Annotated in this window: 14 protein-coding genes; 3 read left to right on the forward strand and 11 right to left on the reverse strand. The window is 48.8% G+C overall.

The genetic code is table 11. The annotated features are described in order from the left end of the window. The 9 genes from B153_RS34695 to B153_RS36510 form a co-directional block, all read right to left on the reverse strand. A partial coding sequence (locus tag B153_RS34695) for a transposase (RefSeq protein ID WP_020595721.1) occupies window positions 1-211 on the reverse strand: 211 nt, incomplete at its 3' end. Continuing rightward, entirely contained in the window at window positions 204-641 is a 438-nt protein-coding gene (locus B153_RS38480) for a hypothetical protein (RefSeq protein WP_020595722.1), read from the reverse strand. The genes B153_RS34695 and B153_RS38480, both read right to left, overlap by 8 nt. A 258-nt stretch (window positions 642-899) precedes the next feature. Further along, the gene (locus B153_RS0105720; protein ID WP_020595724.1) at window positions 900-2,084 is read right to left on the reverse strand and encodes a lipase family protein; all 1,185 of its coding nucleotides are present in this window, start codon (window positions 2,082-2,084) and stop codon (window positions 900-902) included. A 46-nt stretch (window positions 2,085-2,130) separates the two neighbouring features. Further along, a complete protein-coding gene (locus B153_RS0105725) occupies window positions 2,131-3,657 on the reverse strand; it encodes an FAD-binding oxidoreductase (protein WP_020595725.1) in 1,527 nt (508 codons plus the stop codon). 147 nt (window positions 3,658-3,804) lie between these two features. After that, window positions 3,805-4,242 (reverse strand): hypothetical protein, encoded by a 438-nt coding sequence (locus B153_RS0105730; protein ID WP_020595726.1) that lies wholly within the window; start codon window positions 4,240-4,242, stop codon window positions 3,805-3,807. 81 nt (window positions 4,243-4,323) lie between these two features. After that, complete coding sequence (locus B153_RS0105735; RefSeq protein ID WP_020595727.1) at window positions 4,324-4,770, reverse strand: hypothetical protein; 447 nt, start codon at window positions 4,768-4,770, stop codon at window positions 4,324-4,326. 13 nt (window positions 4,771-4,783) lie between these two features. Beyond that, entirely contained in the window at window positions 4,784-5,236 is a 453-nt protein-coding gene (locus tag B153_RS0105740; RefSeq protein WP_020595728.1) for a hypothetical protein, read from the reverse strand. 73 nt (window positions 5,237-5,309) lie between these two features. Continuing rightward, the gene (locus B153_RS0105745) at window positions 5,310-5,492 is read right to left on the reverse strand and encodes a hypothetical protein (protein WP_026261930.1); all 183 of its coding nucleotides are present in this window, start codon (window positions 5,490-5,492) and stop codon (window positions 5,310-5,312) included. A gap of 211 nt (window positions 5,493-5,703) precedes the next feature. Further along, complete coding sequence (locus tag B153_RS36510) at window positions 5,704-6,951, reverse strand: LuxR C-terminal-related transcriptional regulator (protein WP_020595730.1); 1,248 nt, start codon at window positions 6,949-6,951, stop codon at window positions 5,704-5,706. A 662-nt stretch (window positions 6,952-7,613) separates the two neighbouring features. Here B153_RS36510 and B153_RS0105755 point away from each other — a divergent pair. The 3 genes from B153_RS0105755 to B153_RS0105765 all read left to right on the forward strand — a co-directional run bounded on the left by B153_RS0105755 (window position 7,614) and on the right by B153_RS0105765 (window position 11,720). Beyond that, complete coding sequence (locus B153_RS0105755; RefSeq protein ID WP_020595731.1) at window positions 7,614-8,591, forward strand: Gfo/Idh/MocA family protein; 978 nt, start codon at window positions 7,614-7,616, stop codon at window positions 8,589-8,591. A gap of 133 nt (window positions 8,592-8,724) precedes the next feature. After that, entirely contained in the window at window positions 8,725-9,060 is a 336-nt protein-coding gene (locus B153_RS0105760) for a PadR family transcriptional regulator (protein ID WP_020595732.1), read from the forward strand. Further along, window positions 9,057-11,720 (forward strand): ABC transporter permease, encoded by a 2,664-nt coding sequence (locus tag B153_RS0105765; protein ID WP_020595733.1) that lies wholly within the window; start codon window positions 9,057-9,059, stop codon window positions 11,718-11,720. Before B153_RS0105760 ends, B153_RS0105765 begins: the two co-directional genes overlap by 4 nt. Before the next feature lie 80 nt (window positions 11,721-11,800). Here B153_RS0105765 and B153_RS0105770 read toward each other — a convergent pair whose 3' ends face one another. Next, window positions 11,801-12,862 (reverse strand): hypothetical protein, encoded by a 1,062-nt coding sequence (locus B153_RS0105770; RefSeq protein ID WP_020595734.1) that lies wholly within the window; start codon window positions 12,860-12,862, stop codon window positions 11,801-11,803. Window positions 12,863-12,870: 8 nt separating this feature from the next. Continuing rightward, complete coding sequence (locus tag B153_RS0105775; RefSeq protein ID WP_020595735.1) at window positions 12,871-13,506, reverse strand: ABC transporter ATP-binding protein; 636 nt, start codon at window positions 13,504-13,506, stop codon at window positions 12,871-12,873. Between the last annotated feature and the right edge of the window lie 62 nt (window positions 13,507-13,568).

Raw genomic sequence — 13,568 nt, forward strand, 5'->3', positions numbered from 1 at the left:
CGGCCTTTTTCCACTGGTCAAAATAATAGTATACGGCTTGCCAGTGCGGAAAGCTAGGCGGCAGGTTTCGCCATTGACAGCCGGTGCGTAACATCCAGAAGATGGCATCCATGACGGCACGTAATTGGTGTTTACGCTTGCGTTGAAGGTTAAAAAAAGGCGAAATTGCTGCCCACTGGTAGTCGGTCAGTGGTTGCCACTGCTTAGTCATTACTTTGTTTCTTGGTCGATACAAAGTTGACTCGACTACCAGTCCTTATCAATTCCCCAACAAGCTCTAAGCTTTCTGCATACGCTTTACCTTTCAGAAAGGTATCGAAGATATCGATGAGGAGGGTCAGACAAAGTACGCCGAAAAACCAGTGGAGTCGGGAAAAATAAAAATCCTTATAGGTTTTGTATTCCCCAATATCGTCGGGAAAGAGCAGATAGCAGCATAGGTAATAAACCACGATATACAGAATAACCAGCAGATACGTACTGAATACCCAGGTAGTTAACTGGCTGAGCCGATATTCCCACCACCAGAAGTAAACCAGATTCAGGAATAGATATGCCACCCAAAGCAGATGCACCCAATACGGCTTCTTCTGGGTGGGATGAACCAGCAGTTTGGCTATCCCCCTGAGCAGTTGAGCCATGCTTAAGCTTACAATAAACCCTATTATAATTCGTATATGGCTAAATTCGTTCATGATGAAATCCAGGCAGGCTACCCTGGCGACGAGCATCCACGCAGGGAGTGCGTATAAGAAAAAAGTCTACAGCCTTCATGAGTGTGCCGTAGGGCAGCCTCTGTTCACCAGATAGCAGACCTACGGCATGGATAAATTAATGCGCTCATTACGAAGTAATTACTTCACTTGAAATGGCAAGCGGTCAGTCGTTGGATCGAAGCATCAGCGTTCGTTACTGATCAATAGCGTAATGGCGTCGATAACGGGCTGAGGAAATTGAAACCCGTCTTTAAAGTAAGCCTTCGTGTGCTGGTAGCCTGCTTCCTTGAAGAATGTACCCGAATTGTCAGGATACGTATTCGGAGTGCCATTGAACACATATTCCCGGTCGGGAGCAATCCGTTTGTACGTCTTCAGGTCAATGATCGGTTTTAACGCGTTGAACGCCAGTTTGTCGGAAGGAGGAAGCTCAAATCCACTTTTACCCCCCGGATTGAACGGTGGTGAACTGGAATACAAAGTTGGTATGGTCGCAAACATATCTTTCTGCCAGCTACAGGGAACCATATCGTAGTTGTTGATAACCGAAAAGTAGTTTTCCCCGAATTTCTGGGCTGCGTAGGTGGCAAACTGAGCGTCGCCTGGTGTGGGGCCAGCTATGGGGTAAACGCTTACCTTCAGATTCGTATAGCCCATCTGTTCTTTCCATTCAATGCATTTAAGGGCTACCAGGGGCGATAAAGCCCCTCCCAGACTATGGCCGGTGAAGGCTATTTCTGTGGAGGTAATGTCACTCTGTGCGCCCAGAAACTGAAGAAGTGTTTTTCCGGTGCCAGGGTCTTTCATGGTGCTCAGGATCGTCAGGCCCAGTTGGCTGCCATCGCTGATTTTTCCACTGTTCGGCATGCCCCAGTCGGCTAGTTTAAACACATTGAAATCTTCGGACCGCCAGCCTTTGTTGGATACGATATTTGTTCCGGCAACCCCCACCACGTACATCGGTTTTCCGGTGGCGATGCTCGTTCCCCGCGCCACATACATCGTGTTGTCGGTAACGAAACTATCGGCAACACTCGTATTCGATTTTCTAGGGCTATTCGAAATAACGGGGCCCCACACCACACGCCAGTCTGTGCCGACGTACGCTCGGATGGCGGCATTGTTTTTCAACGCATCGTCGATCTTGAGGGTGTTCTGCTGTAAAGCGGCTTCGGACGTGGTTACCAGATTGTAATTGACATTGGCAATCATACTTAACACCGCGATGGCTTTGTGGGCATTGGAAGGCGCATTACCTTTGGTCAACGGCGTTGGGGTGACAGGCGTATCGTCGGTGGCATTCGTGCAGGCCGAGAACGTGGCAAGGCCAAGTAAGGCCATGGCGAAGAGTTGGGTGATTTTTTTCATACGTATAAGCAAAACAGGCTACTTAAAAGGCGTAGGATGAAGTGAGTTAAACCGGAATCGATTGAGGGTAATTGAACAGGTTTTCCGGATCGTATTTTCGTTTTATGGCCCGAAGCTGGGGCAGATTCGAACCGTAGTAAGCTTGCAGATACCCATCCTGGCTAGGGTCGATGAAGTTCTGATAACAATAGGGCGACGTATAGGCTTCCATCTGATTGTGAAAATCAGATAGCCATTTTTCATTTTTGGCCAACGTGGCGGCATCGTCGGCCGGAGTCCATTCCAGCTCGGTACTCGAAAGCATCGAGTAGCCACGATGCACAAACGCCGTATCTGTCGGCGATTGAGCGTCGATCTGTCCACCCAGCAGAAAATACTTCCAGGTTGCGGCTTTGCTGGTTCCGGGCCAGTTTTTTAATTGGGAAATAATCAGTTGGATCGCTTCGTCGGGGAGCTGTCCGTTTACAAAACGAGAGCGTTCGTGGGCGTATTCGGGTTTGCCTTCTTCCGAGATAGTCTGTTGGCCATCCCAGTAGGGCAACACCTGAATGGTTTGTTCGGCAGGTTTCTGGACGGCCAGTATCGGAGCGATCAAAGACCGGAAATCGGCTTCGGAACCCACAAAATGGCCAAGGATGGTGAGCGATAACACCGATGCGCCTGCCTGTTTCTGAGCCGTAATGCTCACTTTGATCCCAAGTACATTGGGCGCCGATTGGGTCATGGATTGAATAGCGGCAAAGGTATCGACAATCCGATCCGTCCAGACCAGATTGAACGTAGTAACTGTGCTTACCGGAAACGTCTCGAACGTAAACGAGGTATGAATCCCAAAGTTGCCACCACCCGCTCCCCGGCAGGCCCAGAAGAGATCGGTATTCTCGTTTTCGTTGCAGGTGAGCACGCGGCCATCGGCCAGTACGATCCGGGTTTCCCGCAGGGCATCGCAGGTAAGTCCATGCAACCGCATATCGAACCCGATTCCACCGCCCAGAACCAGCCCGGCCACACCTACTTCATAACATCGTCCATGCGGAATGGCCCGATTCAGCGGTTTGCATTCCGTAAAAATGGTTCGGTTCCGGGCACCGCTACCCACCGTCGCAAGGCCCGTATTAGGGTCGTACGAAAATGAATTTAAGGCCGACACATTGATCATCAGGCCGGTGGTCAGGGAGTAGCCGCCATAGGAGTGTCCACCACTTCGGGCAACGAGCGGCATCGCATGGGCTTTGGCCCACTGGATGCAGGTTTGCACATCGGCTTCCGTGCGGCATTGGGCAATCGCCTGGGGAACAGTAGAAGCATATTGTAAAGCCCAGGGCGTAGATAGATCGACGAATGACGACATACCAGGTCGGAGCAAACTCCCCTGTAGCTTTGCCGCCAATTCATCCCAGGGGGTAATCCGGTGATCGGCCAGCTGCGTACACCCGGCCAGCCAATCCAGCGACGAAAGCCCCAGACCAACGCCAAGGGATAGTTTGGCACTAGACCGCAGAAAATCCCGTCGGGAGGGTTTGGCCGAGGCTGTTTTGAGCGATCTGGAGACGATGGGACTGGATGATTCCATGAAAGACGATCCGTTGAGTAGCCTGTAACAGAATAGAAGTAAGTTCAGCAATGCCTAAGCCCTCATCAACGCACAGGTTTATACGTCGAGCCATGGGGAGAGCCTAACCAGAAGAAACAAGAAAACGGTGGGTATTATGTATGGAGATTATTTCGAATATTCCGCTATAATCGGAACGAGGGGCGTTTCGCCTGGTACAACGAGATCTGTAGTCGTCATCGTTGACCCGGTCACATCACCGACCGTTATGGTTTTATTGATGTCGTATTCCTGTTGAATCGCAAGGGTAGTGCCATTTTGCGAAATTTTGTACGTATACGTGTAATCGATGATGCTGAGCGACGACGATGTTTTCCGGATCGTCATGTACTGCCGAATTTTTGCGGTCGACTGGTCAACGGCTGTAACGGTGGCGGAACCTGTTGCCGTTAAGATAGCTCCCCCGTCTTTTTTGCTTAATTTGGTCAGTGTGTAGGTGCCCGCCATCTGGCTGGTAAGGTCTGGTTCCGGGCTGGAGTCCGGTTTTGAACAGGCTGCTGCAAGCAGGCACGTAGCCAGAACGAATAAAATGGATTGGGTCTTCATAGGGATAGACGTTAACGGGTTAATAACCTGGCTGGACTGGGGAAAACAGCCAGCCAGGTAGGCTTACCATCAAAGGGGCTATTATTTTCTGATGTATTCGATGGTAATATCTTTACTGTCGATGGTTCGGCTGATGATCAGTCGGTTGCCCAGCACGATACTCCCGAAAAAGTACATATTACTGGTGTAGGGTTGTGGGTAGCTAAGCCGATACACATCATCCGACAAGCTGACACTGCCTTTCTCGATGTCCTGATCCAGATTTTTAGTCGAACCCGTTGCGACAAATTTTAGGTCCGTTCGGTACTGGATAGAAACCGTTGTGTCGTTGATGGCTTTGATAACGGCCGAACCCGTTCCTGTTACCTCGCCTTCCTTGTTGTTGCTCAGAATTTTGTTGATGGAATAGGTACCGGCGATGTTGCTGGCCCAATGCGGACCGGCTGGCTTGGGATCTTCGTCTGAATCAGAGCAGCCGAACAGAGAAAGGACGATCAGAAAAGTTGTCAGAGTAGTGAGTAATTTCATAGAAAGAAAAGGATTATTGTTTCGTATATTCTGTGTCAAGTGTAATTTCGGCGGTGCTCCCTATCTTATCGATTGTGCTAATCCTGGTACCGCTTATTGTTGCCCATTGAAGTCCATTCGGCGCTTTAATGACATAGTTAGTGCCATCTTTCGCCAGTTTATTTACCTCGTCCTGAATACTGGTTAGGGTCGTTTCGCTTTTAGTTGCTGTGTTGGTGAAGCTACGAGTCTGGGTAATTTTGGCTGTCGTATTGTCGACGGCAATGATGGTAAGCGATCCAACACCCGTAACCGCAGGCGAGCCTGATCGATTGGTTATTTTGGTCAGTTTATAGATACCGGCCACCGGAGCCGTCAGGTTTTCCTCGACAGGCGTTGGCGTTGGAGCAGGATCGGAGTTTGATTTGGAGCAGGAAAAGCCAGCGAACGAGGCTAGTGCAATGAGGTAGTTGGGTGTGTACTTCATCGGAATAAGCTTATTAAGTTTAACGAGTTGGTTTGTTGAGTAACAGGACAAGTCAGATGGGTACGGACTTCGACTAGGTCGTATAAGATTGATTCATTGTCATCTCGAAACAAGGCAGGGGAAATGGATCGTGCTCGAAAGAAGGATACAGCCAGTTTGTGTAGACCGCTCGTTTGTAGCGACCAAGTAACTGCTCGAATTCCAGAGCGCTTAACACGGGCGGCATCAGGTCCTTTTCAAAATCACTGGTTTCCATGGAAGTATTGCTATTCATGCGCCACGTACAGATTGCCCAACAGAGGTGAGGGGTCTACCACACGAGCCGGCCTGTAAGGACAAGTGCTGGCTGCTGATCGACCAACCAAAAGTATTGGGGCAATTTTGCCCGACCGCTACCCCGATGGGTAGTTTTGGGGCAAAAAAAAACAGACTACCCAAACGGGTAGTCTGTTTTTAGGGCCAGACGCCTATTTCTTTACCGAAACCAGAAACTCTTTACGGTCTTTTATATCCAGAAGCAGATAGATATTTTTGATATGGTACTTCACCGTATTTTCGGAAATGCATAATTTGTCGGCTATGGCTTTGTTGGGCATGCCCATAGCCATGTATTCCAATACCTCCTGCTGGCGTTCGGAGAGTACGTTAAGATCTCCCCGCTCCAGCGAATTTCGGTTCAATACTGCCGTCCTGTTTCGGGCCAGGTACGTTTCAAGCTCAAGTTTCATCCGGAGAAATTCCGCTTCCAGCCGACGCTGTTTTCGACGGGAAGTGACCAGCCAACTCAGCAAAGCCAGCGCAATAAGCGCCAGTCCGGCCAGCAAAATAGCCAGGTAATCTTTACTCGTTTTTTCGTTCTGAAGCTTCTGATTGGCGTAATCAGATACAATGGATTCTTTCTGATTATGCAGTGAAGAGATATTTTGTTCCCGTGCGAAAATAACATTCAGGCTATCCAGTTTTTTCTGAGTCTGAACGAGGTTGGGCAGGTCATTCTTGGCTTTATAGATTTCGCGTAGTTCTTCGTAGGCATACAAATGGTATTTGATGATCTTGCAGGAATCGGCGTAGAAACTCGATTTTTTCAGCGCATCGGCCAGCAAATCGGCCCGATTCATGGCATTGTAGAGCTGCATTTTTTTGACATAGATCATCGGCAGATGACAGGGCGCCGATGCCTGCATCCAGCCGATGGCCCTATCGTAGGTCTCTTCGGCCTGTTTATACTGTTTTTTGGCAAACAACAGGTAGCCCTGCTGCATGATTAGTTTCGACTTATTTTCCAGGTTCACGTACTTAAAACCCGATTTTTCGAGCGTTGCCATCAGCCGGTCGGCTTTCTGATAGTCGTGCGTATCGAAAAGAATAAAGGCTTCTTCTGACTGAATGTTGGCAATGTAAAGGGCCTTATTGGGCGTCTGTTCGGCAAATTTTTGGGCCGTCTTCAGCAGCTTTAGCGCCGACTGATAGTCATAAACCCGTTTATAGGTATACGAAAGCAGGAGAGAGGCCTGGTACTTCTCATCGGCGCTGAATTTATCGTCCTGTAGAATAGGGAGTAATAGTGCCTGCGATTCGTTGTACTTCAATTGGTTGTTCAGCAAATAGACCTTCTGTTCTAACTGCTGATACGATTCGGGCTGGCTGTATGCAACCGTTGATAGCCATAAAGTGAAACCCAGGAAAAAAGTGTGAGTAGTAGAGTATTTAGTCATATACAAGCTAGTCTTGCTGATCAGAAAAGATTCTCATGTGAGCAAAACTAGAAATCATTTAATATGCCCTGTCCTTTCTTTATTATTTGGTGGATTGCCTTAGTATGTATTTTATAGATGAATTGTACAAATAGGGGGCAGATAATTACTAATTTTTATTCTTATTCCTCTATTTTGTAGGATATTTATAAGTTTTAGTGTTGTGTTTATAGCAGATTTGAAAACTAGTATTTTTATAGTCTTATTTATGGGGAAATTGTATTTATCTAATATGGCTTAGGTGCGCGTTTTTTGGTCTGCTGTTGTTTTCTTGTCTCTTTTTCAAGGGTTTACTACCGTTTGGGTTAGAGAATCGGTTTGCGTTATTTAGTGATCAATTTAGTTGATGTGAAAACTAAGAGTAAACAGAAATGCCTAGTAAGGTTGTAATATAGATTGTAACTTGACGTACGGTTAACTGATCTGAAAACTTTACGGGATTTTCAAAAAAGGTGTTCCTTGGAGGAGGTTTCAATAAAACCCTGTACGTATCAATAGCTACACCTGCTATTGGGGTAGAGTTCGTAAGTAAATGCCTTCCTTAAGGCATATCATTGAGTAACGTAGGCTTTAATATTCTGAAGCGTATACCTTACTCGACTTAAACCCATCCCCTTATATCTATGACTCATTTGAACTGGGGCATTATTGGCTGCGGTGATGTGACCGAAGTAAAAAGCGGTCCTGCCTTTCATAAAGTACCTCACTCGAGCCTGGTAGCGGTTATGCGCAGAGATGCCGACAAAGCGGCTGATTATGCCCGTCGTCATAACGTACCGAAGTGGTACACAGATGCCGATGCACTCATCAATGACCCTGACGTAAATGCAATTTATATAGCGACGCCACCCGACAGTCATGCTGATTATGCCATTCGGGCGATGCGGGCCGGTAAGCCAACGTACGTCGAAAAGCCAATGGCCTTGAATACGGCCGAATGTGAGGCCATGAACCAGGTAAGTCGGGAAACCGGAGTGCCGTTGTTTGTGGCGTTTTATCGGCGGGCATTACCTTACTTTCTGAAGGTGAAAGAACTGGTTGACCAGAAAGCCATCGGCGAGGTTCGGTATGTTCATGTCCAGTTGAACTGGGAACCTGCCGATCGGGAATTGGGGAAAGCAGCCGTCCCCAATTGGCGGGTAACTCCGGCAGTTTCGGGGGGAGGGCTTTTGCACGATTTGGCATCGCACCAGTTCGATTTCCTGGAATTTGTATTTGGGCCCGTGAAAACGGCCAGTGGTATCAGCCGAAACCAGGCGGATCTGTACGATGCTGATGACATTGTAGTTGCCAATTTTGAGTTCGAATCAGGTGTTTTAGGTTCCGGAAACTGGTGCTGGACGGTAAATAGTGCGCAGCGGCTTGAGCAAACACAGTTGATCGGCTCGAAAGGGAAGCTTACGTTCTCGTTTTTCGAGAACTTCATAATCAGGCTTGAAACCGAGACCGGCACAGAAGAGATTCGGGTGCCGTTTCCGGAACACGTTCAGCAGCCATTGATCGAATTAATTGTACAGGAGCTGCGGGGGGAAGGCAAAAGCCCAAGTACAGGCAAAACGGGTATTCGGTCCAGTCAGATCCTCGACTGGATCACAGCATAGCACTCATCGTTCAATGGTTTCCGTCTGAGGCTTAGGCGATAAACCCCAAAAATATTTTACATACATATACTGAATTAATAAACTCATTTTACATACATTTGCTGAATAAATAACGCTAATCTGATTCCATTCAATGAAGGGGACTAACCTGGGCGAGTTTGAAGAACTGGTGTTACTAACCATTGCTGCATTGGTCAATGAGGCCTACAGTGTTGCCATTTGTGATGAGCTGGAAAAACACACAGGGCGGGCAGCTAAACTGGGTGTGGTGCATGCGGTATTGAATCGACTGGAAGAGAAAAGTCTGGTAAAGAGTCACTTAGGCGATGCCACCAGTGCCCGTGGGGGCAAACGCAAACGCTATTATGAAGTGACCCATGCCGGAAAGGTGGCCCTGGTGAAAGCGAAGGAAGTTCGCGAGTCGCTCTGGAATATCATACCCGGTTTTAATCTGGAAGGCTCATTATGAATCGGATCGATCCATCTGAAAGCCGTACGAATCTGCCCAAAATGCCGGGGCCTCCCCGCTGGGCACAACGGTTGCTGGAGTGGTACTGCCGTCCCGATTTACTGGAAGACTTGCAGGGCGATCTTAATGAGTATTTCGACCGAAATCGAACAACAAAAGGTGATCGGAAAGCCCGCTGGATTTACTGCCTGGATGTGCTGAAATTTTTTCGACCGTATACGATCCGTAAACCTGATTTTATTAACCTTCTCATTCACTGGATTATGCTTGGTAGCTACCTCAAAACCTCCCGGCGCAGCCTGGTGCGCAACAAGTTATTCTCGCTTATCAACATCGTTGGGCTGGCCGTCAGCATGTCGGTGGGCTTGCTGGTTATTTCATTTGTGGCGGATATACTCGCCTACGACGATTTTCATGAGAAAAAAGATCGGATCTTTCGGGTGATTACAACGTTTAAAACACCCGAACAACCCCAGGTCGATCTGGCGTCAACATCGGTGAAAATCGGGAAGCAACTTCGGCAAACGGTATCGGGGATTGAGGAGGTAACCATCCTGCGAAATGGCTTTGGGGGCGATGCCCGCGTTGGCGAGGCTACGATTCCCCTGGGCGGGCTATGGGCGGATGCTTCGTTTTTCAGGGTATTTACATTTCCCCTGCTGGAAGGTAACCCCGCCACGGCCTTGAAGAACCCATACTCGTTGGTATTGACCGAAAAAACGGCTAAAAAATTATTCGGAGAGGTCGATCCATTGGGTAAAACGGTTCGGCTCGATACGCTGACCTATACGGTGACGGGTTTGCTGAAAGATGTTCCGAAACTATCGCATATACAATTTGACGCCCTGGCCTCATTTTCGACAGCCGAATCGCTGTTTGCGAGGCAAGACCCTAATTTTTACGGATGGGATAATATCTGGCAGAATTACGTATACATGGTTTTGCCCGAATCCACCCGGCCGGAGTCGGTGTTAAGGTCATTGACTGGATTCAATAAAGCGGAAAACAGCAGAATAACGAATCGAACCGTTTCGGTATCTCTCCAACCGCTCAGGGAAGCCTCGTTGGGGCCTAAGCTCCATAATGCCATTGGTCCTACCATGATACCCCTTGTAGTATGGGTACTGATCGGACTAGCGATGGTCATCATCCTCTCAGCCTGTTTTAATTATACCAACCTTTCCATTGCCCGGTCGCTTCGGCGCTCGCGGGAAGTTGGGGTTCGCAAAATTATGGGTGCTCTGAAAAGCCATGTGCTGGGGCAGTTTCTGGCCGAATCGATTCTGATTGCGTTGCTGGCGCTGGTGGTTTCGTTGGGGCTATTTTTATTCCTGCGCACACAATTTCTAGCCCTTGATCCCTTCATCGACAACCTGGTGTCGCTGGAGTTTTCGGGACGGGTTATCGGTTCTTTCATTTTGTTAGCCCTTGTTGTGGGCTTAATCGCCGGGGTTTTACCTGCCTTATTTTTCTCTCGAATCAAACCTGTACTGGTACTGCGGGATAGCTCGACGCTGAAAATTTTTCGCCGGGTTACGCTTCGTAAAACCCTGATTATACTTCAGTATACGTTCTCGTTGATTTTTATCACAACGACCCTGATCGGGTATGCGCAATACCGCAGCTTTCTGACCTTCGATCTGGGTTTTACGACAGAGAATATTCTGAACATAAACCTCAAAGGGAATAAAGGCACAGTGCTCGCAAACGAGTTGCGTCAGATTCCCGGTGTTGTGGAGGTCTCAAAATCGCTGTTGGTCACAAGTTTAGGCAGCATAGGAGGGACTACGATGAAGTACAAAAATTCGCAGGATTCCGCACTGGTCTGGCTGAATACGGTCGACGAACATTATTTGCCAATCCACCGGCATAAGTTACTGGCTGGCACCAATTTTACACGACATCCTAAAACAGCGCAGGAGGAGAGTGAAATTATTGTGAATGAACAGGTGCTCAAACGGTTTAACATAGCGAAACAGAATCCACAGAAGGCCCTGGGCGAACAGGTGGTTGTTGATAAAAAGAAACTGACGATTGTCGGCGTATTGAAGGACTTTCATTATGGAACGATGGAGAATAAAATCGAACCGCACATGTTCCGGTACTTTACCGATGAGGCAGGTGGGTATCTGAATGTGAAAGTGGCTACTACCGACTTACCCGCTACGCTGGCCAGTGTTGAGGAGGCCTGGCGAACGGTGGATAAGGTGCATCCCATGGAGGCCAAGTTTTATGATGACCAGATTGAAGAGGCTTATCGGCAATTTTCGATTATGATCAGAATAATTGGCTTTGTGGCAGTCCTGGCTGTGTGCATTGCGTTTCTGGGATTACTGGGTATGGTGGTGTTTACGACCGAAACCCGGCTGAAGGAGATCAGTATTCGTAAAGTGCTGGGGGCCAGCGAAGGCGGGCTGGTTTATTTGTTGAGCAGAAATTTTCTGGGTTTATTGCTGCTGGCTGCTTTCGTGGCCCTACCGGCAACCTACCTGTTTTTCGATCAGGTGGTTCTGGTCAATTTTGCCTATCATCGACCGATTGGCCTGACCGAATTGATGATTGGGGTACTGATCGTTATGATGCCGGCCTTCCTGATGATTGTTTCGCAGACCCTAAAAGCGGCCCGAAAAAATCCGGCTAATGTCTTGAAAAGCGAATAATGGCAGATCGCAACTTTGGGGCATGGTAGATGGCTGACGCCAAAAAAGCTGACGCATAGGAGACGCCAGGTATGGCGTCTCTACAAAGGAAATGCTCTGTACCAAATCCCTACGGCACTCACCCAGCCTATGATCAGCCAGGCGCCCACAGGAACACCAAACATAATCAGGAGTAATCCCAGTATGAAGCTGGCGAAAATGCCGGATAGCCAGCGTTCGGGAAGGATGTCGCGGCCGTAGGCAAGCGTGTGCATCAGTAGCAGCCAGCCCCAGCCTGTCAGCCAAAGCCAGATTACGTAGTCGAGCCGGATGGCGTCAGGGCAGTTTCGCAATAGAATTAGCAGTTCAGGAAGCCATATCAGACCATAGGTACAGGTATAGCGAATCAGGCGTTGCCACCAGGTAAAGGGCAGATTAGGAAGCAGAATCAGGTATTTTTTTTCAAAATCGCTCACCTGGCCACCGACCTGAGCATGGCTAAGAATCGCCAGCAATAGTCCAATGAGCAACAGCCGCTGGTCATACGCATCGGTAGGGTAGAGTCGGCAAACGCCTGCCAGCAATAAGCCCGAAAAAGCTTTGGTCAATACCAGCGAAAGTGGTTCGCGCCGGAGCCAGTAGACTGGAAAAAACAACTCATAGGGGAGTCGAACCCGAAAATGGGGGAGCTGTAGGGTATTGGGGCCTGGGTGCCGAAGACGATAATCGTTTATAGAAACGCCTGCGCCAATGAGGCCGATCTGGTAAATAACGATAGCCGCCAAGGAGTCCCATTTTTGATAAACCGTTGCCAGTTGGATCATCCAGCCGCCATAGGCAATTACTGGAGCCAGCAAGGCGATTTCCAGGGCGAGCCAAAGAAGCCAGCGTATCGGATTGGGTATAAGCCAGAACGTCTGCAGAAACAGATGTTCTGGTGCGGCCAATTCCTGGCGTACAAAGGTGCTGACCTTCACTACATAGAATCCCCACAGGATGAATACGATGCCCAGCAAAAACCAGGAGCCCAGACAGGCGGTGATTAGTGCTTTGTGTTCGCGGGCACTCAGAAAGCCAAAAGCCAGCAAAATAACAACCAGAAATGTACCCGCGTTGCGGGCGTAAAAAGGGCCGACAAAGAGTCGGTTTAAAAACGTCAGCATAGGCCAGATCAGGTTGTCGGTATGATGGCCCCATCGCCTACCTGCCAGGTACCGCTCAGGGTTAACCCCGTCAGACTGACGTCCTGGTGCGAGGTCAGCCAAAATGAAACCCCCTGCTCAGCATGAAGATGACGGATATAATCGAAAAGTTTGGCGGCTGTGGCTACGTCGAGGGTAGTGAGGGGTTCGTCCAGCAACACGAGTGTAGGCGATCCCAGCAACGCCAGCAGGAGCGATAATTTCTTCAGCATCCCACTCGAAAAGGTGCCCGTTGGCTGTGTCCAGAAGGTATCGACGCCCAAAATACGGGCAATATGATCGACCTGGCCGGCTGGGGTCTGTTTCGCCTTTCCAACAAAGCCGGTCAGGTCGCGGGGAGTCAGAAAGCTTGGGTAAAGTGGTTCGGCTTCAGCATAGTTGACTCGCAGACGATAGTCGACTGGATTACGATTGATTTCATACTGATCGGCCAGCCAGATTTGGCCCGAAAAGGGGAGGAGACCGGCAACCGTACGGAAAAATGTGGTTTTGCCAGAGCCATTACCACCCCGGAAATAATGAATGCCTGACGAGAACGCCAGCATGGGTATAGCTAGAACCGTTCGTCCGTTGTAGGCTTTCGTAAAGTTGGATACCGAAATCAAAGGCCTGTCGATTGATAAGCGCCAAAAATAAGGATCGATTCAGGCAAACGTTCCTCCTTCTG

The sequence above is a fragment of the Spirosoma panaciterrae DSM 21099 genome (assembly GCF_000374025.1).
In the GTDB taxonomy this organism is placed as follows: Bacteria; Bacteroidota; Bacteroidia; order Cytophagales; family Spirosomataceae; genus Spirosoma; species Spirosoma panaciterrae.